Genomic DNA, 23952 nt, shown 5'->3' with positions numbered 1-23952 from the left:
GGGCTCAGCAACCCACGACGAGCACCACCAGGGTGCGCGGCCCGTGCACACCTTCCACCCGGTGGAGTTCGATGTCGCTGGTCGCCGACGGCCCGCTGACCCAGGTGGCGGGCGGCGGCACGGCGGGGAGCTGGGGCACGGTGCCGACGACCCGCTCGGCCCGCACGACGCAGATGTGCCGGTCGGGGACGAGGGTGAGCGCCCGCCGACCCTGGTCGCGGCCCAGGACCAGCGTCCCGGTCTCGGCCACGGCCGCGGCGCACTCGGTGATCACCGCGTCGCTGTCGTCGAGCTGCGCCGTGCTCAGCGGCGGATCGTCGCGGCGGAGCTCGACGTGGTCCCGCCCACCCGCCCCGTCGCCGTCCACACCGGACAGGTACGCGTCGGGGAAGCCGACCGGGACCACGAGGGAGCGGATCCCCAGCTCCCGCACCACCCGTCCCACCTCGTCCGCAACACCGCAGGCCGCGGTGACGCGGCGGACGTCGGCCCGGTAGTCCGCGACCCGCTCGGCGAACAGGGCCACCACGTCGGTGCCCTCCGGTGGCTGCCGGTGGTAGTCGCGCGGCACCTCGACCCGCTCACGACGCGGACCGAGCGCGGCGCGGATCCTCGCCAGCACCTCTTCACGGGCGTCCACTGGGACCCTCCCTGTTCGCCCACCACTCCCGGAACGTCTCCCCCGATGGCACCGGCAGATCCCGCGCCTCCGTCCACTTGCGCCACGGACCCGGGAGCCTGGCCAACCGGACGCCTATCGCGGCGAGTCGGCGGCCTAGAGCGAATCTGCGCGGACCGGCCATGGTCCACGCGGCCACCCCCATCGCGGCCCGCTCCCCCGCCCCGTGCGCGACCTTGGTCCGCAGGTGCACCAGCGCCCGCGGGATGTCGATCTTCACAGGGCAGGCGTCGAAGCAGGCCCCGCACAGCGTCGAGGCGTACGGGAGGCTGTCGGCGACCGGGTCGGGGCCGCGCAGCTGCGGGGTCAGGATGGCACCGATGGGGCCCGGGTACACCGACCCGTAGGCGTGGCCGCCGGTGCGCTCGTAGACGGGGCAGACGTTGAGGCAGGCGGAGCAGCGGATGCAGCGCAGCGCGTCGCGGCCGATCTCGTCGGCGAGGGCGGTGGTGCGGCCGTTGTCGAGCAGCACCAGGTGGAACTCGCGGGGACCGTCGCCGGGGGTGGTGCCGCGCCAGAGCGAGGTGTAGGGGTTCATGCGCTCGCCGGTGGCCGAGCGCGGGAGCAGTTGCAGCAGCACCTCCAGGTCCGCCTCGGTCGGGACGACCTTCTCGATGCCGACCACGCTGATCAGGACCTCCGGCAGGGTCAGGCACATCCGCCCGTTGCCCTCGGACTCCACGACCACCAGCGACCCGGTCTCGGCCACCGCGAAGTTCGCGCCGGACACCGCGACCCGGGCGGTGAGGAACTTGCGCCGCAGGTGCGCGCGGGCGGCCGAGGCGAGCTCGACCGGGTCGTCGGTCAGCTCGGGGTCCGCGCCGGGCATCTCGCGGCGGAACAGGTCGCGGATCTGGGCGCGGTTGCGGTGGATGGCGGGCACCAGGATGTGCGACGGCCTGTCGTGTCCCAATTGGACGATCAGCTCGGCGAGGTCGGTCTCCACCGCGGTGATCCCGGCGGCGGCGAGCGCCTCGTTGAGCTCGATCTCCTGCGTCGCCATGGACTTGACCTTGACGACCTCATCGGCCCCGGCCGCGTCCACCAGCCCGATCACGATCCGGTTCGCCTCGGCGGCGTCGCGCGCCCAGTGCACGGTGCCTCCCGCCGCGATCACGCGCTCCTCCAGCCGCAGCAGGTGCGTGTCGAGGTCGCGCAACGCCCGGTCCTTGATCGCCCGACCCGCCTCGCGCAACTGCTCCCAGTCCGCCCGCTCGGCCACGACCGCGGCCCGCTTCGCCCGGATGGTGGCGGTCGCGGCGCGCAGGTTCGCCCGCAACTGGGTGTCGGCCAACGCTTCGCGGGCGGCCTCGGGGAACGGCGGCATCCCCAGCCAGGTGCTCACGGGTCGCTCGCCAGGATCTCGGCGACGTGCATGACCCGGGTACCCGACCGCCAGCGCGAGAGCAGGCCGCCCACGTGCATCAGGCAGGAGTTGTCCACCGCGGCCAGGACCTCGGCGCCGGTCGAGAGCACGTGCCGCGCCTTGTCCGTGCCCATGGCCACCGAGGTGTCGGCGTTCTTCACCGCGAACGTCCCGCCGAACCCGCAGCAGTGCGCGGCGTCGGGGAGGTCGAGCAGGCGCAGGCCACGGACGGCGCGCAGCAGGGTCGTCGGCCGGTCGCCCAGATCGAGCAGGCGCAGGCCGTGGCAGGTGGGGTGGTAGGTGACCCGGTGCGGGAATGCGGCGCCGACGTCGGTCACGCCGAGGACGTCGACCAGGAACTCGGTGAACTCGAACACCGGCGGTGACTGCCCCGCCAGCTCCCGGTAGTTCTCCCGGACCATCGCCACGCAGGACGCCGACGGGGACACCACGTGGTCCAGACCCGCGAAGTCGGCGACGAACTTGCGCGCCAGCGGGACGCACTCGCGGCGGTACCCGGTGTTGAAGTGCGCCTGGCCGCAGCAGGTCTGCCCGGCCGGGAACACCACCTCGTGCCCGAGCCGCTCCAGCACCCGCACCACGGCCTTGCCCGCCGCGGGGAACAGCGCGTCGTTGAGGCAGGTGAGGAACAGCCCGACCCGCATGCGCCCTCCTCCGGCCCTCATCGCACCCGCCTGTACCGCACAGCCTCTCTCGCACAGTCTCTCTCGCACTGCCTGCACCGCACAGCCTGCACGGCACAGACGTCACAGCACAGTCTTCACGGCAGTGCGGGGGACGCTGGACACCCGAGTTGTCCACAACCCCCGGGTTCGCCCACAGCGCGCGCCCCAGCCACCCGCGCCCACCACCGGTCCGCCAGAATGGCGTACGGGCAGTGACCGGCAACACGTGGGAGCGAGAGACGCGATGACCGCACCAATCCACCAGCGCATCGCCGAGGAACTCGGGGTGCGCGAGCGGCAGGTGACCTCCGCCGTCGAGTTGCTCGACGGGGGCGCGACGGTGCCGTTCATCGCCCGGTACCGCAAGGAGGTCACCGGGGCGCTCGACGACACCCAGCTGCGCACCCTGGAGGAGCGGCTGCGGTACCTGCGCGAGCTGGAGGAGCGGCGGACCGCGATCCTCGATTCCATCCGCGAGCAGGGCAAGCTCGACGACGCGCTCACCGCGCAGATCATGGCGGCCGACTCGAAGGCGCGGCTGGAGGACATCTACCTGCCGTACAAGCCCAAGCGGCGCACCAAGGCGCAGATCGCCCGCGAGGCCGGGCTGGAGCCGCTGGCCGAGCAGCTCCTCGGCGACCCGACGCAGGACCCGCGCGAGGTGGCCGCCGGGTTCGTCGACGCGGACAAGGGCGTCGCCGACGTGGCCGCGGCGTTGGAGGGGGCGCGGTCGATCCTGGTCGAGCGCTTCGCCGAGGACGCCGACCTGATCGGTGAGCTGCGCGAGCGGATGTGGAAGCGCGGCGTGCTGGCCTCGAAGGTCCGCGAGGGCAAGGAGGAGGAGGGCGCGAAGTTCGCCGACTACTTCGAGTTCTCCGAGCCGTTCGAGCGGCTGCCCTCGCACCGGATCCTGGCGATGCTGCGCGGTGAGAAGGAGGAGGTGCTCGACCTCGGCCTGGAGCCGGACCCCGACGCCGACTCCTCGCCGCTGGTGCGCAGCGACTACGAGATCGCCATCGCCGCCAAGTTCCAGGTGTCCGACCAGGGCCGTCCCGGCGACAAGTGGCTCTCCGACGCGGTGCGCTGGGCGTGGCGCACCCGGATCCTGGTGCACCTGGGCATTGATCTGCGGTCGCGGCTGCGGCAGAACGCCGAGGACGAGGCGGTGCGGGTGTTCGCGATGAACCTGCGCGACCTGCTGCTCGCCGCGCCTGCCGGTACCCGGGCGACCATGGGCCTGGACCCGGGCTTCCGCACCGGCGTGAAGGTCGCCGTGGTCGACGCGACCGGCAAGGTCGTCGCGACGGATGTGATCTACCCGCACGTGCCGCAGCAGCGCTGGGACGAGTCGCTGGCGAAGCTGGCGCGGCTGGCGGCCGAGCACAAGGTCGAGCTGATCGCGATCGGCAACGGCACCGCCTCGCGGGAGACCGACAAGCTGGCGGGCGAGCTGATCAAGAAGCACGCGGAGTTGCGGCTGACCAAGGTCGTGGTGTCCGAGGCGGGCGCGTCGGTGTACTCGGCGTCGGCGTACGCCTCGCAGGAACTGCCCGGCATGGACGTGTCGCTGCGCGGCGCGGTGTCGATCGCGCGCAGGCTGCAGGACCCGCTCGCCGAACTGGTGAAGATCGACCCCAAGTCAATCGGCGTCGGGCAGTACCAGCACGACCTGTCCGAGGTGAAGCTGTCGCGCTCGCTCGACGCGGTGGTCGAGGACTGCGTGAACGGCGTCGGCGTGGACGTCAACACCGCCTCGGCGCCGCTGCTGACCCGGGTGTCGGGCATCGGCGCGACGCTGGCGGAGAACATCGTGGCGCACCGGGACGCGAACGGGCCGTTCCGCAGCCGCAAGGGCCTCAAGGACGTGGCCCGCCTCGGCGCGAAGGCGTTCGAGCAGTGCGCGGGCTTCTTGCGCATCCCGTCGGGCGACGACCCGCTGGACTCCTCCAGCGTGCACCCCGAGGCGTACCCGGTCGTCCGCCGCATCCTGGCCAGCACCGGCGGCGACCTGCCCGCGCTGATCGGCAACACCCCGAAGCTGCGCGCCCTGCGCCCGCAGGACTTCATCGACGACACCTTCGGCCTGCCCACCGTCACCGACATCATCGCCGAACTGGACAAGCCCGGCCGCGACCCGCGCCCCGAGTTCAAAACCGCCACCTTCGCCGACGGCGTCGAAAAACTCGGCGACCTACGCCCCGGCATGACCCTCGAAGGCGTCGTCACCAACGTCGCCGCCTTCGGCGCCTTCGTCGACATCGGCGTCCACCAAGACGGCCTGGTGCACGTCTCGGCCCTGTCGAAGAACTTCGTGAAAGACCCCCGCGAGGTGGTCAAGTCCGGCGACGTGGTGCGGGTCAAGGTCCTGGAGGTCGACATCCCCCGCAAGCGGATCTCCCTGACCCTCCGCCTGGACGACGAGCTTCCTACGCCTGGAGATTCTGGGCAGCAGCGACGAGACAAGCCGCGCGCCAATCGAGCACAGGGAAACCGGGCGCAGGGAGGCCAGGGGAAGCTTGCTCCTGCAGCTAGCGGGTCATTGGCGGATGCCTTGCGGCGGGCTGGGTATAAGGGGTGATTGCTGCTCTTGGTTTGTTGGGCTAAGCCTGGATAGTTGATCCTGTGCGCGGCGAGGCTGGGGTGGGTGGCCTTGGTTGTGCACAGGCATCGGCTGCCGCTCCCGATTTGTCGGTGCTGCTTGGCGGGCTGGGCATTGGGGGCTCTTGCGACAGATGATCTTGCGTGGATGGTTGCGGTTGTTTATCCACAAGGGGTCTGGTTGTCCACAGGCTGCGGTTGACGCCCGCGTTTTGTCGGCCCTGCTCGGTAAGCTGTATATCGGGGGTCTTTCGGCGGATGATCTTGCGAATGCGTTGTGGTGGCGGGTTGTCCACAACGGGTTCAGTTGTCCACAGGGCGTTGGTTGCTGGCCCCGGTTTGTCGGTGCTGCGCGGTAGGCTGTGTATTTGGGGGCTTTCGGTCAGGTTGATCTTGGCGTGGGCCGTGGTTGGGTGTGCGTGGCAAGGGATTCGGGCCTCCGCCTTCGGCTCCGGGAAACGCCTCGTCGCCTGGCGGCAACATCGGCGGGAAACGCGACAATGCGACAAGCTCGATGGGGCGAACTTATTTTGCGCGGGGCCCCTACAACACCCGACGCAGAACCGCAAAGCAGGGGCCCAAAAGCAGGCCCTGCCGCGCGGAAACGCTACGGGTGTTGTCCCCCCACGCAAAACAAGTCCGCCCCATCGAGCCAGCCTGGCACCAGCGACTCCGACTGTCCAGGCGCTGGGAAGGCGGGCTGGGGCGGACCTGACGGAAGGCCAGTTGGCACCGCAGGGTCCGAGTGTCCAGGGGCTGGGCTGGCAGGGCCGACGAGGGCGGGCTGGCCTCGCACCACATCTTCCGAGTGTCCAGGGGCCGGCACTGTGGGGTGGAGCGGACCCGGACGGGGGCTGGGGTGGCATCGCTGGGGCCGGGTGGCCAGGGGCTGGGCTGGGCTGACTCGGGCGGGCGGGGATGACACCGCAGGTTGCGAGTGGATAGGGGCTGGTCAGGTGGGTTCGGGCTGGACCTGACGAGGGTTGGGATGGCGCCAGCGGTTGCCGAGGGTCCGATGGCTGGCTAGCGGCTAGGGCTGATTCGCGTCGGACTTGGCTCAGCATCAGGGGTTTGGGCTGTGCAGGGGGCAGGGCGGGACGACAGTCGCCGGGGTGGGTGGGGTTAGCGGTCGATGGAGATGGGGTGGGTTTCGGGGCCGCCGACGAGGGGGTCGGTGGCTATTGAGGGTGGGGGTGGTTTGGTCGGGGTGGTGGGGGCGGACGTTGTGATTGCGGGGAGTTCGGTCGTGGTGGCGGGGACGGCGGATTCTGGGGGGATGGCGTCGTGGGGGACGAGGGATAAGACGGCGGTTAGGCCGAGGGTTAGGGCCATGGTCAACGCGGTCTTGAGGAGTAAGTGGCGCCGCGGGTCGACGGGGGCCCAGGCGGGGTCGTCCACGGGGGGTTGGGGGTCGGTGAGGAGGACGGCGAAGACCGCGAGGGGGGCGGTGAGGCGGCTGGTCAGTTCGCGGCAGTCGGGGCAGCGGTGGAGGTGGCGGTCGACTGCGGCGGGGGATGTGGCCGCCAGGCGGGGGCAAGAAGCGCGGGCGATCAGCTGGGTGCGGACAGCGGAGATCAGGGCTTCGCGTGCGCGGCGGGCAAGGCGGGCAGCCTGCAGGGGGCTGACGGCGAGGGCGTGGGAGAGGTCGCGGGTGGTGAGGCCGTCGCGCAGGGTCAGTTCGAGGATGGCGAGGGTGCGCGGGTCCAGGGTCGCGGCGGCGTCCCAGACGAGTTGGGTGGCCTCGACGGCGCTGCTGTGGTCGGCCCGGTGGTCGTCGGCGAAGAGGTCGGGGAGCTCGACCATGGGGACGTCGGGGCGGATGTGATTCAGCGCACCCCGGTACGCGGTGCGGTACAACCACGCCCGCGTTCGCCTGGGGCGGCGCGAAAGCGCGCCGTCGACCGCCCGCCTGGCGAGCGCCTCGGCCAGGTCGCGGTCGCCGACGAACCGGTCCAGGAAGTGCGCGAGCTGGGCAAACGCCGTCGGGTCGGCCGGGGTCGCGCGCACGGCGACGTCGGCGTCGCTGGGGTCGGTCGGTCGCACGGCTGGCCTCCGCGGAAGGTTATTCGCGTTGGGTTCGGGCTCAGACCGTAGTCCCTAGCGCAACCCCTCCGGCCATACGGCGGATACCGGACCCACCCGAAGGGGCTACCCAGCGCGAAAACGCGACTCCACGTGATCAGTCAACGACCCTGCGCGATCAGTCCACAGAGGACGCGAGGAGCAGTGCGGCCACCTCGGGGTGCCCGTTGTGCTGAGCGAGTTCGACCGGCGAGAGCCCCCGGTGAATCGGGTGACCCTCGATCCCCGGATCCGCCTCGACCCCGTGCTCGAGCAGCAGCGCCACCCGGTCCCGCTGCCCGGTGGAAGCCGCCCACAGCAACACGTCGTGCAGCATCCGCCGCGTCGGGGGCGCCATCGTCCACGGCGGCTCCCCCTGCCCGAGCCCGAACTCGAACAGCAGCCGCAGGTGCGCGTCATCCGACCGGAACTGGCAGTTGTACAGCGTCTGGCTGTCGTTCGGGCTGGCCCCCGCCGCCAGCAGCACCCGGGCCAGGGCGAGCCCCGACGGGTGCGGCGGCTGATCCCCTTCGCCCCGGCCGAAACAGCCGGTCAGCGCGGTGAACGGCGACGCGAGGCCCTCCCAGAGGTACCCCGTGTCCGGGTCGGCCCCCGCGTCGAGCAACTGCTGGGCGACCCCGACCGGGTCCCCCACCCCGAGGCGGCCGTAAGTCAGGTACAGCAACGGTTCCCAGTCGAACGGACCGGTCTGCGCGAGCGCCGCGCCCCGGTCGCGGGCCAGCCACTCGCGCACCCGCTCGGGGTCGCCCAGCACCACCGGCACCGCGAACGACGCGTCGACGATCGACGGGTGGTCGACCAGGATCCGCGACGCGTGGGCGATCCGCTCCGGCCCGTCGGCGCCGTAGGTCAGGCAGGCGTGGGCGAGGAACTCGGCGGCGGGGTCGGCGAAGGCGGTGACCCGGTGCGGGGAGCGCGCTGCGGGGTCGGCTGGGGTCGGCACGGGGTCAGCCTCCGGAGGTGGTGACTTTGAGGTGGGTGTTCATGCCGTTGGCGTCCAGCACGCGCGACACCGCCGGGGAGACGTCGACCAACCGCAGCCAGCCGCCGGTGCGCTCGAGCCTGCGCTGGGCGGCCAGCAGGGCGTTGAGCCCCGCGCAGCCGAAGAACTGCGCGTCCGACAGGTCGACGATGAGCCCCGGCTTGCTGCTGCGCTGCTCGGCGACCGCGCCGAGCAGGAACCGCTCCAGGATGCCCGCCGCGACGAGGTCGACCTCCCCGCCGATCGCGACCAGGACGACCCCGGGGGCCGGGGCCGGGTCCAACCGAAGATCCACCACACCCCCACCGCGAAACCGTGCCGGACTCCCACGCTACCCGCGTCGGGCGACCCGCGACGACCCACGAACGGGTTGATCAGCCGAACCGGCCGTTGACGTAGTCGGCGGTGCGCTGGTCGTTGGGCGCGGTGAAGATCTGCTGCGTCGGCCCCGCCTCGACGATCACCCCGGGGGTGCCCTGCTCGGCGAGGAAGAACGCGCACTGCTGCGAGACCCGGGCCGCCTGCTGCATGTTGTGCGTCACGATGATGATCGTCACCTCGTGGCCGAGCTCGGCGATGGTCTGCTCGATGCGCCGGGTCGAGGTCGGGTCCAGCGCCGAGCACGGCTCGTCCATCAGCAACACCTTGGGCCGCACCGCGAGCGAGCGGGCGATGCACAGCCGCTGCTGCTGACCGCCGGAGAGCGCGCCGCCGGGCTGGCGGAGCCGGTCGCGGACCTCGACCCACAGACCGGCCTTGGTCAGGCACTGCTCGACGAGGTCGTCGCGCTCGGAGCGGCCCGCCTTGAGCCCGGTGAGCTTCAGGCCCGCGATCACGTTGTCGTAGATGGACATCGCCGGGAACGGGTTGGGCTTCTGGAAGACCATCCCGATCTGCTTGCGGGCGTCGGTGAGCTTGCGGGTCGGGTCGTAGATGTCGACCCCGGAGAGCAGGACCTCGCCCGCGAGCGAGGCGCCGGGGATCAGCTCGTGCATCCGGTTGAGGGTGCGCAGGAAGGTCGACTTGCCGCAGCCGGACGGGCCGATCAGCGCGGTCACCGAGCCGCCCGGCATCAGCAGCGACACCCGGTCGAGGACCTTGCGGTCACCGAACCAGGCGGAGACCGCGCGCGCGTCGATGCTGGCCTGCTCGGCGCCCGGCACGGGGTGGGGGCTGGTCATCACGCTGGTCATCGGGGGTCCTTCCGGTCACATCAGGTTGGGCAGCAGGGCGGCGGAGTGGTCGGCGAGGGTGAGCGCGACGGCGCCGACGACCGGCACCCCGATCACCCAGGCCTGCCAGCGGCCGACCCGTTGGCGCACGTACACCGCGCCGACCCCGGCGGCGGCCAGGATCAGCGTCCACAGCGCGATCGGCACCAGCGCGGAGCGGTCGCCCGCCATGGCGCGCTCGTTGTCGGGCACCGCGAACGCGGGCAGCTGCCTGGTCTTGGCCTGCACCTCCGAGACCAGCCGGGCGTCGACCCGGATGACGTCGGTGGGCAGGAAGTAGGACCCGTCGGCGGTGGCCAGCGTCAGCCGCCCCTCGCCTGCGGGGGCGACCCGCTCCTTGTCGTTGACCCTGCGCACGCCCTGCACCATGTAGCGGTGCTCGCCCTGGCCGGTGGTCACCACGATCTCGTCGCCCTGGCGCAGCTTGTCGATCTGGGCGAACGGCCCGCCGTAAGCGGCCTTGCGGCCGTAGATCGTGCTCGTGCCGGACTGCCCGGGCAGCGGCGTGTTGCGCACGTGCCCCGGCCCGGACTTCAGGGTGCGCGACGAGGTGCCCTCGAGCACGACCTCCTGCAGCCGCAGCCGCGGGATCTCGATGATCGCGACCGGGGTGCCGCTGTCGAGCAGCCTGCCGTCCTCGGTCAGCCCGGACACCGGCGCGGTCGCCTTGGCCAGGTCGGCGCGCAGGGCGTTGTAAGCGGAGTTCTGGTCGCGCTCGTGCTTGAGCGCGCCGAGGAAGACGAGTTGGGCGACGAAGCACAACAGCACCGCGCCGAGGATGGCGACCATCTGCCCGGCCAGCAGCAGCGCGGGCCGTTCCGGCCGGTACCGCGGCTCCGGGACGCCCGGTGGGGCCGGGGCCGGTTGGGGTTTGTCGAGCACGGTCACCCTGGTGTCCTCTCTGGGGAACCGGTGTGCGCCGCGGGCGGGACCCGCGGCGCACACCGGTCAGTCGGTCATCAGCTCTGGGTCGGCCACTCGGTCGGCGTGCCCGCGGCGCGGCGGCGGCGGGTCGCGACGAGCGCGAGGCCACCGAAGCCGATCAGCGCGGTACCGGCGAGCAGTGCGAGCCCCACGGAGGCACCGGTGCTGGCGAGGCCACCGCCGGAGCCGGTCCCGGAACTGCCCTGCGGCGCGGGCGCGACGGTGGTGGTCGTCGGGTCGACGGTGCCGCCCGCGGTGGTGGTCGTGCCGCCACCGGGCTGGGTCGTGGTGGACGCCGGGGTGGTGGTCGTCGTGCCGGTCCCCTGCGCGACCTTCCAGCGCACCGCGCCCGCGGTGTCGTTGAAGAACTCCAGCTTGAGGTCGAAGTAGCCCAGGTCGAGCTGGCCGAAGGCGTCGACGCAGCGCAGTTCGACGGTGTAGGTGCCCGGCTTGATCGTGACGCTGTTGTCCTTGGCGATGTCGGCGAAGCCCCAGGTCTGCGTGCCGGTGAAGGGGTCGCTGAGGGACACGTCGCTCTCGGTCGCGACCGCGCCCGCGAAGCCCTTGAGCCAGTCACCCGGGCCCTTGACGTTGATCAGGTATTCCTTGGTCAACTTCGGGCAGGGGCCGTCGGTGAAGTAGGTCGGCGGGGTCTCGTTGGCGCCACCGCTGGTCTTGCTGGGGGTCAGCGCGCCGAGCCGGGGCGGGCCGGACGGGGTCGTGGTGGTGGCCCCACCCGAGGTCGTGGTGGTCGTCGTCGGCTGGACCGACGTGGTGGTGGTCGTCGGCTGGACCGTGGTGGTCGTCGTGGTCGGCTTGATCGTCGTCGTGGTCGTGGTCGTCGTCGGGGCCACCGTGGTGGTGGTCGTCGTCGGCTGGACCGTCGTCGTGGTGGTCGTCGGCTGGACCGTCGTGGTCGTGGTGGTGGGCTCGACCGTCGTCGTCGTCGTGGTCGGGGCGACAGTGGTGGTCGTCGTCGTGGGCTCGACCGTGGTCGTCGTGGTGGTGGGCTCGACCGTCGTGGTGGTCGTCGTCGGCTCGACCGTCGTGGTCGTGGTCGTCGGCGACACCGTGGTGGTGGTCGTGGTGGTGGTCGGCGCGGTCGTGGTCGTCGTGGTGGTCGACGACGTGGTGGTGGGGTCCGCCGGGTTGCGCACCTGCCAGTGCGTCGGGTCCACGAAGTAGAACTTCTTGGTGAACGTGCCGGTGTCGACGCCACCGAAGCCGTCGCGGCAGAACACGACCGCGGTGAACTCGCCCGCCTGGATCGTGGTGCTGTTCTCCACCGCGATGTCCTTGAAGGTCAGGCCCTGGGTGACGCTGATCGGGTCCGTGGTGGAGAAGCCCACGTCCGAGATCGGGGCGCCGACCAGGCCCTTGGCGAACCCGCCCGGGCCGTAGACCCACAGCGTGTAGCCGTCGGAGTCCGCGGTGCACGGCCCCTCGGTGGTCCAGGTCGGCGCGTCGGTGTCCAGGCCGGACTGCTTGCTGACGGTCAGCGTCCCTAAGGTGGCCGTCGGCGGTTCCGCCTGGCTGGTGGTGGCGGCGAGCAGGATGCCCGCCGTGACCGTGGTGAGGACCGCCGCGCCTGCCGCGATCAGTTGGCGCTTACGCATGACTTCACTGCCTCCAGTTCGTGAGCTGCGGCCGGGTTCGGCGTCACTCGGTTTCGGACTCGGTGGTGGTCTCACTGCCCCGCCTGCGGATCCGGGCGCCGATGGCCGCGGCCACGACCAGCACCGCCACGCCACCACCCAGGTAGAGGAAGGTCTTGGAGCTCGAGCCGGAGTGGTCGGGCTCGGCGGCGTCGACCGGCGCGGTGCCCGGCTGCGCGACGTCGGCGGGCTGCTGCTGCCCGGGTTGCTGCTGCGGCGCGGGCGCGGTGTCCTGCTGCCCGCCGTCGAGCCCCAACTCGGGCGGGACGATCGGGTCGGTGTTGCGCGCCGGGCCCTTGGCCGGGCCGACCGCCGCGTAGCGACCGGCGGCCGGGATGTCGATCGAGGCGGTGAAGTCGCCGAAGTTCTGCTGGGAGAACGCGTCGACGCAGCTGAGCGTGATCTCGTAGCGGCCCTGCAGCGTGGTGTTGTTGTCCTTGGCGTAGTCGCGGAAGGTGTTGGCGACCGGGACCATGAACCCCTTGTCGTGCGACATCAGCACGTCCGAGGTCGGCACCACGACGACGTTGTCCAGGCCGTGGCCCTTCATGGTCGCGATGTAGCCGGTGGCGCCCTGCGGGCAGCCCTTCTCGGTGTTGAGCCGCACCGGGACCTCGTCGACGCTCTCGCCGGGGGTGACCAGCAGGCCGCCGATCCGGTCCGCCGACGCGGTCGCGGGTAAGGACAGCCCGAGCAGGACCGCGACGACCGCGGCGAGCAGGTAGCGACTAGACCGCATGTTCCACCTCCGGCAACGGATCCGGCGCGACCGCGGGCCGGGCGCGGCGCTTTCGCCTGCGCCACAACAGGAACAGCACCAGCGCGACGACCAGGAGCACGATGATCAGCAACAGCCACGGGACCGCGATGGCGGTGACGCTCGCGTCGACGGCTGGCGCCTGCGGCTGCGGGCCGGGTGGGGCGACCGGGTCGATGTGCACGAGCGCGTCGAGCCAGCCCGCGGGCAGCACGCCGGGGACGGTGGTGCGCACGCGGAAGGTGTTGCCCGGCAGCAGTTCGGGCAGGTCGGCCAGGTTCGGCGCGGAGGTCCCGGAGCCCCAGGGGGTCTCGACGGTGACCGTCTGCTTGCCGCCGAGGCGGACGTTGCCGGAGTTGCGCACGGTGTACTCGACGACGGTGTCGCCCGAGCCGAACAGCGAGTGCTCGTAGTCGGCGGTCAGGTCCTCGATGCTCAGCTTCGGCACGAGGTCACCGGAGATGCGCAGGTACACCCGGGCACCCACGCGCTGCTCGACGGCGACGCGCTGCCCCTCGGCGTTGGTGGCCTCGGTGACCAGGGCGGCCACGATGCCGCCGACGTGGTCGCCGGGGGTCGCGTTCGGCGGGATGCTCAGCCGGAACGGCACGATCTTGGTGGTGCGGCCGGGGACCTCGACCTGGCCGGAGTCCACGGTGACCCAGGCGCCGACGTCGACCGACTTGGCGTTGGAGGCCAGCAGGTCGAACCCGCCGTCGGGGGTGTTGAAGGCGTCGTTCGGGTAGAGCTTGAGCGACAGCGGGTCGTTGGACACGTTCGACACCGCGACGTAGTCGACCACGACCGCGCCGGGTGTCGCGCTGTAGCTGAAGTTCGGGCGGTTGTCCGGCGCCTGGGCGGTGGCCGGGCGCACGCCGAAGGTGGCGGGAGCGGCCGCAGCGGCCTGCGCGGGCGCCAGGCCGGTCAGCCCGGTGGCCAGCAGCGCGAGCAGACCGGAAAGCGCGGCGTGGCGCCAGATCCGCTTCATGGTCAAGTCCTTAGTAGAAGGTCGAGGTGTGGGGCGGGCCGGGTACCTGGCCCGGCCCGCCCCACTGGCTTGATCGACTCGATCAGCCGGTCTCGGGCTTACCTCAGATGGCGGTGAGGGTCAGCAGCGCCGAGTAGGTGCCCGCCACGGTGGAGGTGGGGACGTTGAGGGCCAGGTCGGCCGACAGGTTCGCGGTGCCGTTGCCGCCGAGGGCGGCGGCGGTGGCGAGGACGCGGGCGGCGGCCAGGCCGAGGCCGTTGGGGGCCGAGGCACCCGGGGCGATGGCGTTGGCCGGGTTGACCTGCGCACCGACGGTGATGACCTGGGGGGCGGACTTGTCGACGAGCTTCGGGGTCCAGCCCAGGTTCGCGCCGTTGATGGCGTTGGCGCCGTTGATGAAGTCGGACACCTGACCCGAGACGTTCCAGCCCGGGTTACCCGCGCGGGTGTCGGTGACCTTGATCGGGTTGAGCGAGCCAGCGGTGGTCAGCAGCGAACCGTCGGCGGCCATGACCGGGGAGGGCAGGACCACGTTCTGGTTGGCGACGCTGATCAGCAGCTCACCGGCGAGCACGGTGGTGGTGATGTTCTGCGACGCGGTCACACCGGCGAACGGGGTGACCTCGAGGGCGACGCCGACCGAGACCGAGGGCTCGTAGGCGGCGGCGTTGCTCGGGACGAAGCGCGCGGTGAAGTTGTGCGCGCCCACCGCGAGGGTGGAGGTGGTCAGCGTGGCCGAACCGGCGGACACGGCGACCGGGTTGCCCAGGGCGTTGGCACCGTCGAAGAACTGCACCGCACCAGCGGCCGCACCCGGGTTCACGGTGGCGGAGAGGGTGACGGGCGAGTACGCGGCGGCGGTACCGCTCGGGGTGACCGCGAGGGCGGTCGTGGTCGGGGCGGCGGCAGGCGCGTTGACCTGGTACGACACGGCCGACGAGGTGGAGGTGACGTAGCCGGCGCCCGAGAAGGAGGCGGTCAGCGAACGCGCGCCGGTGGGCAGCGCGGTGGTGGAGAGGGTCGCGACACCGTTGACCACGGTCACCGGGGCACCGAGGTTGTTGGCGCCGTCCTTGAACTGGACGGAGCCCACGGCGGTGGCCGGGGTGACGTTGGCGGTCAGGGTCACGTTGGTGCCCGAGACGACCGGGGCGGCCGGGGTGACCGAGAGCGCGGTGGTGCTGGGGTTCTGCACGGCCGGGTCGCTGTCGCGCCACGCGGTGGCGGAGGTGAACCAGATGTCGCGGGTGAACGCGCCCTTGTTCTCGGCGGCGAACTGGTCGACGCAGTAGGCCGCGACGGTGTACTTGCCCGGGACGATCGTGGTGGCGTTGTCCACCGCGATGTCCTTGAAGGACAGGCCCTGCACGATCGGGAAGCCGCCGCTCTGCGAGAAGCCGACGTCGGTGACGGGGGTCGCGGTGAAGCCCGCGTCCCACGCACCCGGCCCGTAGACGAACAGGCTGTAGCCGTCGGAGTCCGGGGTGCAGCCCGCGGAGGTGGTGAAGGTGGGGGCGTCGGTGTCAAGACCGGAGGTCTTGTTGATGCTCAGCGAACCCAGGTTCCCGGGGGGCGCCGCGGCGGCGGCGATGCCCGCCGCGCCGAGGGTGGCAGCGGTGGCGGCCGCGAAGGCGATGGCCCCGCCGACCAGCCTGCGGGTGAAGACGTTTGTGCGCACTGGTGTGCAAACCTTCCGTGATCAGGTGTGGCGAAGAAGAAGGGGAGGACTGCCGGACTACTGGACCGGGACGCCGCAGTTGGGCGCGATGCCGAAGCCGTAGCGGGTGATGACGTCGCCGCGCTGGCAGACGGCCGAGTTGGCGCCGACGAACACGGTGCTGAACGGGGCGACCTCGAGCTTGTCGGCCGGGATCACGTTGTAGACGTCGCGCTTGAACACCGAGGAGGTGTTCAGGTTGGTCGGCTGGATGTTGTCGACGGTGCCGAGAACAGCCTTGCCCTGTGCCGCGGGGGCGTTGCCGTAGACCTGCGAGTTGTAGACCGCGATCGAGTAGGGCAGCAGGTGGCGGGTGTCGGTCAGGTAGGTGCCGACGTGCTCCTGGATCGGCTCGTTGGCCGCGTCCTTGTCGTTGACGCAGGCGTACTGGCCGGTCGGGCCGAACAGGTTCGCCGAGTCGACGGTGCCCGCGGGCATGATCGACCGGACGAAGAACGAGCGGGTGCCGGAGCCGAACTGCGGGGCCAGCGGCTTGAACGCGGTGTTGGCGCAGGTGTAGATCGCGGTCAACTGGGCCTTGGTGAGCTTCTTCGGCACCGCGCTGTCGCTGCGGACCGCGTAGGTCAGCGCGTCGATCGCGAACGGGATGAACTTGAGGTCCGTGTTCGCCGCCGCCGAGTTCGACGAGGAGCGGGCGAACTGGAGGCAACCGTTGTTGGCGGCCACGCTGGCCTTCAGCGCGGTGACGCCACCAGCGGAGTTCTCCGGCCGGTTGATGGTGCAGGCGGGGTTGGCGTCCTTGGTGGTGATCTGGGCGGAACCACGCGCGTCGTACGAGCCCAGCACCTTGGTGCCGTTGATGGTGATGGCCTCGGAGAGGCCGTTCAACACCGTCTGGGTGGTGTCGGAGCCGGTACCGGCCAGCTCGCGGTAGGTCGGCGCACCGGTCGGGTCCGCCTGGGCCGTGCCCGCGAACACGCCCGCCAGGGCGAGCGCGGCGGAGGCCACAACGATCAAACGCTGCTTCTTGCTCACTACCTGTATCCTTTTCTTCGCAGTGGTGCGCGGACTGGTTGTCCGAGCACGCCCCCGGTGGGCTGGTCCACGCCGTGACCACCGGGCCACGCATCTGTCCGTCCGGTCTGTGGCGGGGAGTGGCGACTCCCCCTCACAGGCCGGTCGGGCGCATCACCCCCTCGTCCGACCCGTCGCGCGGGCTTGCCAGCGGCTCGGACCCGCCGCCGGAACTACCGCTCATCGGGTGTATCGCGGCCAAGTTGTCGGCCCCGGCACCGGTACATGACCGGACGGCGAACAGCGCGTTCGCAACAGACTGTCCTGTCTGGACAGTGACGGGTGGACTACGCACCGCGCGGACAACGGGATCCTGGGCGGCGTCGGCACGGCGGGGTGCGCCGGTGACGCCGCGGGTACGACCGGTCGCACCCGCGCGCGGCGGGTGCTCAGCGGACCGGCGGAAGACGCCACCCGCGCCCGCGGTGACGACCCCGTCGCCGACCGTGAGCGCCGGTGAGGCAGGCCCGCCAACGGTTTCCCATGCTGTGGGAGCCCAGTGGTGGCCCGCGTTCTGGCCAGCGCTGTGGCAGCCAGCACCGTGGTGACCAGTGCTGTGGCAGCCCGCGGTGTGGTGAACGACCGTGCTGTGGCGACCGGGAGCGCTGTGGTGAACGACGGCGCTGTGGTGAACGGCAGTGCTGTGGTGAACGGCAGTGAGCACCCGTGCCCGGGCAGCGCTCAGCAGGCGGGGCGCGGCGACGGTGCCGCGCGCTGGGGCAAGGGTCATCGAATCCTCGCCCGCGCCCCGAGCCGGGTCAGCACGGGGCCCGCGGCGGTGGCCAGGCCACCGGCGACGAGCAGTCCGGCCATCAGGTACCGCAGCACCCAGGCGACCGGGGTCGCCTGCGTCGTCTTGCTCTGCGCGACCGGGGTGCTGCGCGCCGCCGGGGTCTCGGGGGCAGCGGGCGCGGGCGCCGGGGCGGGCTGCGGCGCGGGGGCCGGGTCGGGATCGGCGGCCGGGGTCTCGTCCTCGGCGCCGGTCTCCTGCTCCTCGGCCGGTTCCGGCGCGACGGGCGGCTTGATGCCCGCGTCGCGCTCGATCACCTTCGCGCTCGCCTCGGCCTGCTCGCGCATCGGCTGCGGCAGCGGGATGTACCCGGCCGGGAGCTTGCCGACGCCCTCACCGGGGACCTGGCCCGCGGAGGTGACGTAGCGCAGCAGGCCTGCGTAGTCCTTGCCCGAGTCGCGGGTCAGCATGGACGGCGCGGTCGCCGCGTAGCTCACCGCGGGCAGCGGGTAGGCGTTGGCCGCGACCGCCTTGGGGTTGGTGGCCTTCACCCCGGGGGTGTCGGTCGCGGTCATCTCGGCGACACCGGCGAGGACCGCCTCGTCGGTCGGGGCGACGAACTGCCCGGCCGCGTTGCGCAGCTTCGCCACGGACAGGCCGTAGCGCTTGGCGGTCGCGGTGTCGACGACCGCGAGCATGGCGCGCTTGCCGACCACCGAGCGGCCGACCCGGGAGAAGGCGGGCTTGGTCTGGTCGAGCGGGTCGCGCTGGCCGTTGGGTTCGCGGCCGAGGCTGTCGCCGCGGTTGACCGCGCGGCCCGCCTCGTGCAGGTCGGCCGCCAGCGGGCGCCTGGTGCCAGCGCACATGTCGGCGATCATGTTCAGGATCTTCTGCGGGACGCAGGTCAGGTCGGCCTTGGGGAAGTTCTGCGCGGGCATGGGCAACCCGACGAAGTTCTTGTTGACCTTCATCCCGTACTGGTCGGGGCTGCCGCCGAGCCAGGCCTTCGCCTCGGCGTCGGAGTTGATCCACTCCCACAGCGACTCGGTGGCGTCCATGTCCACAGAGGACGCAAGCGCGTCCACGGTGAGCATGCTCAGCGAGGCGTGGTCGCGGAACTCCGGGTTGAGCTGGAGGAACTCCTCGTCCTGGCTCAACCGGGTCGGGTTGTCCTTGAGGTAGTCCTGCAGCCCGGGGACCGCGCCCGAGTAGGACTGGGTGAGCAGCTTGGCCACCAACCGCGGGGTGAGCTTGAGCTCCTCGATCGGCTGGCCGTCCTTGACCTTGACGCTGTCCGGCGCGTCGATCCTCGGCTGGCGCTCCATGATGAACGCCACGGTGTAGGCCGAGACCGACACCGGCGCGTACACCAGCGCCCGGTCGTCGATCATCGATCCCTTGGCCGCCGGCTTGGCCAGGAAGACCATGCCCGGGTCCTCGCCGCCGAGCAGGTCGCGGGCCTGCCGGTCGGGCACCTGGACGAAGCCGAACACCGGGCCGTTGTTGGCGCACAGCGCCGGTTGCCAGCGCAGCACCGCGTCGACGACGAACTCGTTGCCGCTGAGCGCGCGCTCGGCCTTGCCCAGCGGGCACGAGTCGCCGACCGGCTCGAAGTCGAGCCGGATCGGCGGCAACCGCTTGTCCCAGTTGGACTGGCTCAGCGGGGACGAGTCGAGGTAGCCGTGGATGTGCCCGCCCTGGTCGGTCGGCACGGTGACGCTCTTGCCGTTGACCTCCTTGGTGCCGCGCGGCACCACGACCAGCCAGCAGTGCCGCGCCTTGCCCGCGTCGGCGCCGCTGGTGCGGACCCGGCCGCAGTCGAGACCGGGCGCCTCGAGGGTGGTCTGGATCTCGAAGTCGAGCTCGCCCTTGCCGTCCTCGCGGGTGACGCCGACCTGCACCTCGTTGGTGGTGCTGGCGTCGAAGTACAGGCCGTAGCCCGGTTCGCTCGACGTGGTCGGCGGACCGGAGGCGGGCACCGGGACGAACGGCAGGTAGGTGGCCGCACCGGGCTTCGCGGTCTGCTGCGGCGTGGTCTCGAGCGGGTCGATGAGCCTGCCGTCGGGCTGCGGGTCTTGCCCGTTGGGCAGCTTGGGCGGCTTCACCGGCAGCGAGCGCGACCACAGCGCGTCGGAGTTGTAGGAGCCCTGCAGCGGTGTGCCGTACTGGCACTGCTCGCGCTGCGGCCCGGCCTCGTCGTCGCCCCAGCACTGCATGATCTGCAGGTAGTTGTAACCGCGACCGGTGTCGGTCGGGGCGGCGCCCGCCCAGCTCAGGTGGACGGTCTGGTTGATCAGCCCCCGGGTCTGGGAGATGGTGAACTCCGTGGTGGCGAACTCGCCCGCGCCGCGCACGGTCACCGCGGAGCCCGCTGGCGCCTGGGCGGCGGCCGGGCTCGGCACCAGCAGCACCCCGCCGGTGGCCAGCATCAGCACCACGAGCAGCAGGCGCGGTAGCCGGTCGTTGATGGCCATGTTCACCCCTTGCCCCGCATCAGCCGGGCCACCAGCGGCGGACCCGCGACGAGCACGACCATGAGCACCGCGGCGACGACGACCAGCAGCGTGCCGTCGTCCTGGGGCAGGTCGACCGAGACCGGGACGGCGGACAGGCCGCCCTCGGTGCTCTCCTCCGCGGCGGTGTCCCCCGTCGCGGCGCCCTCGCCCTCGGTGGCGGCTCCCGGATCGGTCCCGGGGGTCTCCGCGGCGCCGGGCGCGGTCTCACCGGGCTTGGCCGCCGCGGTGGTCTTGACGGCGCCCTTCTTGGTGACGGCCTTGCCGCTGGCGTCGCACTGGACCGTCGAGCCCTTCTTGTCGCACTCCTGCGGGTGCGGCGCGGTCTGGGCGAGGGTGTTGGTGCCGTTGGTGGAGAAGGTCGGGTTGTTGCACTTGGAGATGTCGGTGGGCTTCTTGGTCGAGCCGGGGATCCGCTCCACCTGCTTGAGCCCGGCCTGCACCAGGTTGATCGGCAGCGGGGAGAACCCGAGCCGCTCGGCCTGCTGCTGGCCCTCGCACAGGAAGTAGTACGAGAAGTCCGAGAGCGTCTTGCCCTTGAGCTCGTTGAAGGTGCCCTTGATCGCCGTCGGCAGGATCATGTAGCTGTAGCTGGACATCGGGTAGGTGCGGTCGTCGGTCGAGTTGTAGACGCCCTGCAGCTTCTGGGTCAGGTCGTTCGGGTCGATCTCGGCCTTGAGCAGCCCGACGGCGACGGCCTGGGCGGTCGGGGCGATGTAGAAGCCGCTCTTGTTGAGCAGCTTGGCGACCGGGAACCCGGCGTTCTTGGCGTAGGAGTACTCGACGTAGGTGATGGCGCCGTCGCTCTGCGCCTGCCGCACGTAGTTCGCCACGCCGATCGAGCCGACCTGGCCGACGATCCCCTGGTAGGACGGGAAGTTCGAGGTGAACCCGCACGGGGTCTGCACGCGGCCCGCCTTGTGGCAGAAGTCGTCCCAGTCCGCGCCGTGCTGGTCGGCGAGGTAGCTGGTGAACTGCGCGGTCGAGCCGGAGCCGTCGCTGCGCACCACCGGCACGATCTGGCGGGCGGGCAGGGTCAGCGCCGGGTTGTCCGCCGCGATCGCCGCGTCGTTCCACATGGTGATCTTGCGGGTGAAGATCTTGGTGACGGTGTCGCCGGAGAGCCGCAGGTTGGTCACCCGCTTGCCCGCGATGTTGAGGTTGTACATCAGCGACGTGCCACCGGCGACGATCGGCATGTAGGCGAACTTGCCGTCCGGCGGCGGGATGTCGCGGACCCCGGCGTCGGTGAGGCCGTAGGGGATCTCCGACACCGCGAAGTCGACCTGACCGGCCTTGAACTGGTTGCGGCCGTCGGTGGAGCCCGTACCGGAGAAGTTGATCCGGATGCCGAACTGCTGGACGTTCTTGCGCCACTGGTCGAGCGCGTTGAAGCTCCAGGTCGACCCCGATCCGCTGATCGGCACGTAGCCCTGGGCGGAGGCGGTCGGGGCGAACCCGACCGCGGCGGTGGCGAGCACGACGAGGGTGGCCAGCAGGCCAACCCCGCGCGCGCGTCCCTGGGGGGTCATAGCTGGACTCCTTGCTGCGGATCGGTCAGGGGTGGGCCTGCCAGGGGCTGGGCGGGCGGGGGTGAGGCAGAGTGGCCCGTCGCGGCGATGAAGCGCTCGCGGTCGCGAGCGGATGCCTTGGCCCTGCGGCGTTGTTGGCCCGCCGACAGGGCGCCCGCCTCCCGCCCGCCGAGCACCCGAGCGAGGACGAACAGGATCAGCACCAGAAGGATCAGCACCGAAGCGGCGCCGAACGCGCGGGTCTGCATGGTCTCCTCCGAGGAGGCCACCATCTGGTAGGTGGCCAGCGGCAGCGAGACCTGCGCGTCGACGAACGGGTTGGCGTTGAGGTACGGGGTGAAGCCCGCGGCGATGAGCACCGGCGAGGTCTCGCCGACGCCGCGCGCGGTGGCCAGCAGGACGCTGGTGGTCAGGCCGGAGCGCGCGGTCGGCAGCACCACGTGCCACACGGTGCGCAGCTGCCCGGCGCCCAGCGCCAGCGACGCCTCGCGCAGCGAGCTGGGTACCAACCGCAGCACCACGTCCGCGGCCCGGATCATGATCGGCAGCATCATGATGCTGATCGCGGCGCCAGCGGCGAACCCGGAGCGCTGGAAGCCCAGCAGCAGGATCAGCGAGGCGTAGATGAACAGGCCCGCGACGATCGAGGGCAGCGCGGTCATCGCCTCGACGACGGTGCGCACCAGGCGGGTGAACGCGCCCCTGGTCTCGTTGAGGAACACCGCGGTGGCCAGGCCGAGCGGGACGGTGATGACCAGCGCGATGCTGATCTGCTCGAGCGTGCCGACGATGGCGTGCAGGATCCCGCCGAACTCCAGCGGGTCCAGGGTGCCCGCGTCGGCCATGTCCTCGGTGAAGAAGTTGAGGTGCGCCAGCGCGGGCCAGCCCTCGACCACCGGGTAGGAGATGATCACGATGAGCGCGCCGACGGCCAGCACCGCGACGCTGTGCACCAGCGCGGAGACCAGCTTGTCGCGCACGGTCAGCGCGTTCTCCTCCAGCGACACCAGCAGCGCGTAGATGGCGAGGAACAGCGGGTAGGCGATCGCGATGAAACCGACCACGCCGGAGAACGGGGCGATCTGGTCGAAGAGCACCCCGGTGAGCGCGGCCGCGGCGACGAGCGCGCCGAGCAGCGCGACGATGTCGGCGCGGCGGATCGAGCGGGTGTCGCGGCGCACCTCGGGCGCGGGCGCGGCGCGGTGCCGACCGGGGACCGGCAGCGGCAACCGGTGCGGCTGCGGTTGGGCCAGCCGCTCGGTCGGCTGCGGGATCTGCTGGGTGGTCTCGGCGAGCTCCGGCACCGGCCGGGCCACGGTTGGTTCCACTGTGGACATCAGGCGTCACTCCCCTGGCCGGATCGACTGCGGGCGATCACCGCGGAGGCGGCGAAGTTGACCACGAGGGTGAGCGTGAAGAGGGCCAGGCCCGCGGCCATCAGCGCGCCGAGGCCGAACGGGCTCGCCGAGCCCCACTGCTGGGCGATGAGCGCGGACACCGAGTTGGCGCCGGAGCCCAGGATGTGCGGCTGGATGACGAACACCGGCGAGATGATCATGGCCACGGCGATCGTCTCGCCGAGCGCGCGGCCGAGGCCGAGCATGGTGCCGCCGATCATGCCGGAGCGGCCGAAGGGCAGCACGACGCTGCGGATCATGCCCCAGCGGGTCGAGCCGAGCGCGTAGGCGCCCTCCCGCTCGCCCTGCGGCGCCTGGGTGAACGACTCGCGCATCACCGAGCAGATGAACGGCATGATCATGAACCCGACCACCAGGCCAGCCCAGAAGGTCGAGGTCATGTAGACGCCGTTGGGCGAGAGCGGGTTGTCCGGGTCGGCCTCGGGCACCGAGAGGAACGGGATCCAGCCGAACTGGATGGACAGCCAGCGCGGGATGTCGGTGCCCTGCCACTGCAGCAGGGTCGAGCCGAACAGGCCGTAGACCACGCTGGGCACCGCGGCCATCAGGTCGATCATGCTGGTGAGCGCGCGCTTGATCCGCCGCGGCGCGTACTCGGAGATGTAGAGCGCCATGCCCAGCGCCAGCGGGAAGGCCACCACCAGGGCGACCGAGGCGATCAGCAGCGTGCCGACGAGCACCGCGGCGATGCCGAAGTTCTTCGAGTCGGGCTGCCAGGTCTCGGTGGTGAAGAAGCCGAACCCGGCGACCGAGAAGGCGCTGAGGCCGCGGATGAGCAGGAAGACGCCGACGGTCACCATCAGCGCGAGCACGGTGAGCCCCGCGCCGCGCAGCACCGCGCGGAACACCCGGTCCATGCCGCCGGAGGGCGACACCCGCCTGCGCGGCGCGTCCGGCGGCCCGGCGACCACCGGGTCGGGCGCGCTCATCAACTGGGTCATCTGGGGTTGCTCCGGATCCACGGTTGCGTTACGCGCGCAAGCCAAGCCGGGCCAGTTGGCCGAGGTCGGATGCCGATGTGAACAACGAACGAACGGGTTTGCATTTCGCCGTCGGCA

At 71.4% G+C, this 23952-nt stretch carries 19 protein-coding genes; 1 reads left to right on the top strand and 18 read right to left on the bottom strand.

Annotation, left to right across the window (positions count from 1 at the left end):
- Window positions 1–4: 4 nt before the first annotated feature.
- From LV75_RS10170 to LV75_RS10160, 3 genes are read right to left on the bottom strand one after another with little or no spacing between them, the layout of a single operon-like run.
- Window positions 5–640, bottom strand: coding sequence for a LutC/YkgG family protein (locus LV75_RS10170; RefSeq protein ID WP_253886570.1), 636 nt, complete (start codon window positions 638–640; stop codon window positions 5–7).
- Window positions 627–2006 carry a lactate utilization protein B gene (locus LV75_RS10165; RefSeq protein ID WP_253886889.1) on the bottom strand — a complete coding sequence of 460 codons (1380 nt, stop codon included), beginning with the start codon at window positions 2004–2006 and terminating at the stop codon, window positions 627–629. Before LV75_RS10165 ends, LV75_RS10170 begins: the two co-directional genes overlap by 14 nt.
- Before the next feature lie 14 nt (window positions 2007–2020).
- Entirely contained in the window at window positions 2021–2710 is a 690-nt protein-coding gene (locus LV75_RS10160; protein WP_253886569.1) for a (Fe-S)-binding protein, read from the bottom strand.
- A 265-nt stretch (window positions 2711–2975) separates the two neighbouring features.
- Between LV75_RS10160 and LV75_RS10155 the strand changes: the two genes are divergently transcribed.
- Window positions 2976–5309: a Tex family protein gene (locus LV75_RS10155; protein WP_253886568.1), complete on the top strand. Its 2334-nt coding sequence runs from the start codon at window positions 2976–2978 to the stop codon at window positions 5307–5309.
- Window positions 5310–6451: 1142 nt separating this feature from the next.
- Here LV75_RS10155 and LV75_RS10150 read toward each other — a convergent pair.
- The 15 genes from LV75_RS10150 to pstC form a co-directional block, all read right to left on the bottom strand.
- The gene (locus tag LV75_RS10150) at window positions 6452–7372 is read right to left on the bottom strand and encodes a sigma-70 family RNA polymerase sigma factor (protein ID WP_253886567.1); all 921 of its coding nucleotides are present in this window, start codon (window positions 7370–7372) and stop codon (window positions 6452–6454) included.
- A 157-nt stretch (window positions 7373–7529) separates the two neighbouring features.
- Window positions 7530–8354, bottom strand: coding sequence for an ankyrin repeat domain-containing protein (locus LV75_RS10145; protein WP_253886566.1), 825 nt, complete (start codon window positions 8352–8354; stop codon window positions 7530–7532).
- A gap of 4 nt (window positions 8355–8358) precedes the next feature.
- Window positions 8359–8688: an STAS domain-containing protein gene (locus LV75_RS10140; protein ID WP_253886565.1), complete on the bottom strand. Its 330-nt coding sequence runs from the start codon at window positions 8686–8688 to the stop codon at window positions 8359–8361.
- 79 nt (window positions 8689–8767) lie between these two features.
- Window positions 8768–9586: a phosphate ABC transporter ATP-binding protein gene (locus LV75_RS10135; protein WP_253886564.1), complete on the bottom strand. Its 819-nt coding sequence runs from the start codon at window positions 9584–9586 to the stop codon at window positions 8768–8770.
- Window positions 9587–9601: 15 nt separating this feature from the next.
- The gene (locus LV75_RS10130) at window positions 9602–10513 is read right to left on the bottom strand and encodes a sortase (RefSeq protein ID WP_253886563.1); all 912 of its coding nucleotides are present in this window, start codon (window positions 10511–10513) and stop codon (window positions 9602–9604) included.
- Window positions 10514–10584: 71 nt separating this feature from the next.
- A complete protein-coding gene (locus LV75_RS10125; protein WP_253886562.1) occupies window positions 10585–12165 on the bottom strand; it encodes a hypothetical protein in 1581 nt (526 codons plus the stop codon).
- Between the two features lie 43 nt (window positions 12166–12208).
- Window positions 12209–12943 carry a hypothetical protein gene (locus LV75_RS10120; protein ID WP_253886561.1) on the bottom strand — a complete coding sequence of 245 codons (735 nt, stop codon included), beginning with the start codon at window positions 12941–12943 and terminating at the stop codon, window positions 12209–12211.
- Window positions 12933–13949 carry a WxL protein peptidoglycan domain-containing protein gene (locus LV75_RS10115; RefSeq protein WP_253886560.1) on the bottom strand — a complete coding sequence of 339 codons (1017 nt, stop codon included), beginning with the start codon at window positions 13947–13949 and terminating at the stop codon, window positions 12933–12935. The genes LV75_RS10120 and LV75_RS10115 overlap by 11 nt, the downstream gene beginning before the upstream one ends.
- A 103-nt stretch (window positions 13950–14052) precedes the next feature.
- Window positions 14053–15627 carry an Ig-like domain repeat protein gene (locus tag LV75_RS10110; protein WP_253886559.1) on the bottom strand — a complete coding sequence of 525 codons (1575 nt, stop codon included), beginning with the start codon at window positions 15625–15627 and terminating at the stop codon, window positions 14053–14055.
- Window positions 15628–15684: 57 nt separating this feature from the next.
- Complete coding sequence (locus tag LV75_RS10105; RefSeq protein ID WP_253886558.1) at window positions 15685–16662, bottom strand: substrate-binding domain-containing protein; 978 nt, start codon at window positions 16660–16662, stop codon at window positions 15685–15687.
- A 133-nt stretch (window positions 16663–16795) separates the two neighbouring features.
- Window positions 16796–17431, bottom strand: a complete 636-nt coding sequence (locus tag LV75_RS10100) for a hypothetical protein (protein WP_253886557.1) — start codon at window positions 17429–17431, stop codon at window positions 16796–16798.
- Window positions 17428–19905 carry a hypothetical protein gene (locus LV75_RS10095; RefSeq protein WP_253886556.1) on the bottom strand — a complete coding sequence of 826 codons (2478 nt, stop codon included), beginning with the start codon at window positions 19903–19905 and terminating at the stop codon, window positions 17428–17430. The genes LV75_RS10100 and LV75_RS10095 overlap by 4 nt, the downstream gene beginning before the upstream one ends.
- A 2-nt stretch (window positions 19906–19907) precedes the next feature.
- Window positions 19908–21476: a phosphate ABC transporter substrate-binding protein PstS gene (gene pstS / locus LV75_RS10090; RefSeq protein WP_253886555.1), complete on the bottom strand. Its 1569-nt coding sequence runs from the start codon at window positions 21474–21476 to the stop codon at window positions 19908–19910.
- Window positions 21473–22813, bottom strand: a complete 1341-nt coding sequence (gene pstA, locus LV75_RS10085; RefSeq protein ID WP_253886554.1) for a phosphate ABC transporter permease PstA — start codon at window positions 22811–22813, stop codon at window positions 21473–21475. Before pstA ends, pstS begins: the two co-directional genes overlap by 4 nt.
- Window positions 22813–23835, bottom strand: a complete 1023-nt coding sequence (pstC, locus tag LV75_RS10080) for a phosphate ABC transporter permease subunit PstC (protein WP_253886553.1) — start codon at window positions 23833–23835, stop codon at window positions 22813–22815. The genes pstA and pstC overlap by 1 nt, the downstream gene beginning before the upstream one ends.
- Window positions 23836–23952: the final 117 nt, after the last annotated feature.

This window comes from Actinokineospora diospyrosa, assembly GCF_024171925.1.
Lineage (GTDB): Bacteria > Actinomycetota > Actinomycetes > Mycobacteriales > Pseudonocardiaceae > Actinokineospora > Actinokineospora diospyrosa.
The sequence above is the reverse complement of the archived record's forward strand: the minus strand, read 5'-3'. Positions and strand labels throughout refer to the sequence as shown.

Coding starts and splice junctions, on each gene's coding strand:
- LV75_RS10115 (WP_253886560.1), bottom strand. CDS start 13,949: ATGAAGCGGATCTGGCGCCACGCCGCGCTTTCCGGTCTGCTCGCGCTG.
- LV75_RS10095 (WP_253886556.1), bottom strand. CDS start 19,905: ATGGCCATCAACGACCGGCTACCGCGCCTGCTGCTCGTGGTGCTGATG.
- pstC (WP_253886553.1), bottom strand. CDS start 23,835: ATGACCCAGTTGATGAGCGCGCCCGACCCGGTGGTCGCCGGGCCGCCG.
- pstA (WP_253886554.1), bottom strand. CDS start 22,813: ATGTCCACAGTGGAACCAACCGTGGCCCGGCCGGTGCCGGAGCTCGCC.
- LV75_RS10160 (WP_253886569.1), bottom strand. CDS start 2,710: ATGCGGGTCGGGCTGTTCCTCACCTGCCTCAACGACGCGCTGTTCCCC.
- LV75_RS10100 (WP_253886557.1), bottom strand. CDS start 17,431: ATGACCCTTGCCCCAGCGCGCGGCACCGTCGCCGCGCCCCGCCTGCTG.
- LV75_RS10120 (WP_253886561.1), bottom strand. CDS start 12,943: ATGCGGTCTAGTCGCTACCTGCTCGCCGCGGTCGTCGCGGTCCTGCTC.
- LV75_RS10165 (WP_253886889.1), bottom strand. CDS start 2,006: ATGCCGCCGTTCCCCGAGGCCGCCCGCGAAGCGTTGGCCGACACCCAG.
- LV75_RS10155 (WP_253886568.1), top strand. CDS start 2,976: ATGACCGCACCAATCCACCAGCGCATCGCCGAGGAACTCGGGGTGCGC.
- pstS (WP_253886555.1), bottom strand. CDS start 21,476: ATGACCCCCCAGGGACGCGCGCGCGGGGTTGGCCTGCTGGCCACCCTC.
- LV75_RS10135 (WP_253886564.1), bottom strand. CDS start 9,586: ATGACCAGCGTGATGACCAGCCCCCACCCCGTGCCGGGCGCCGAGCAG.
- LV75_RS10125 (WP_253886562.1), bottom strand. CDS start 12,165: ATGCGTAAGCGCCAACTGATCGCGGCAGGCGCGGCGGTCCTCACCACG.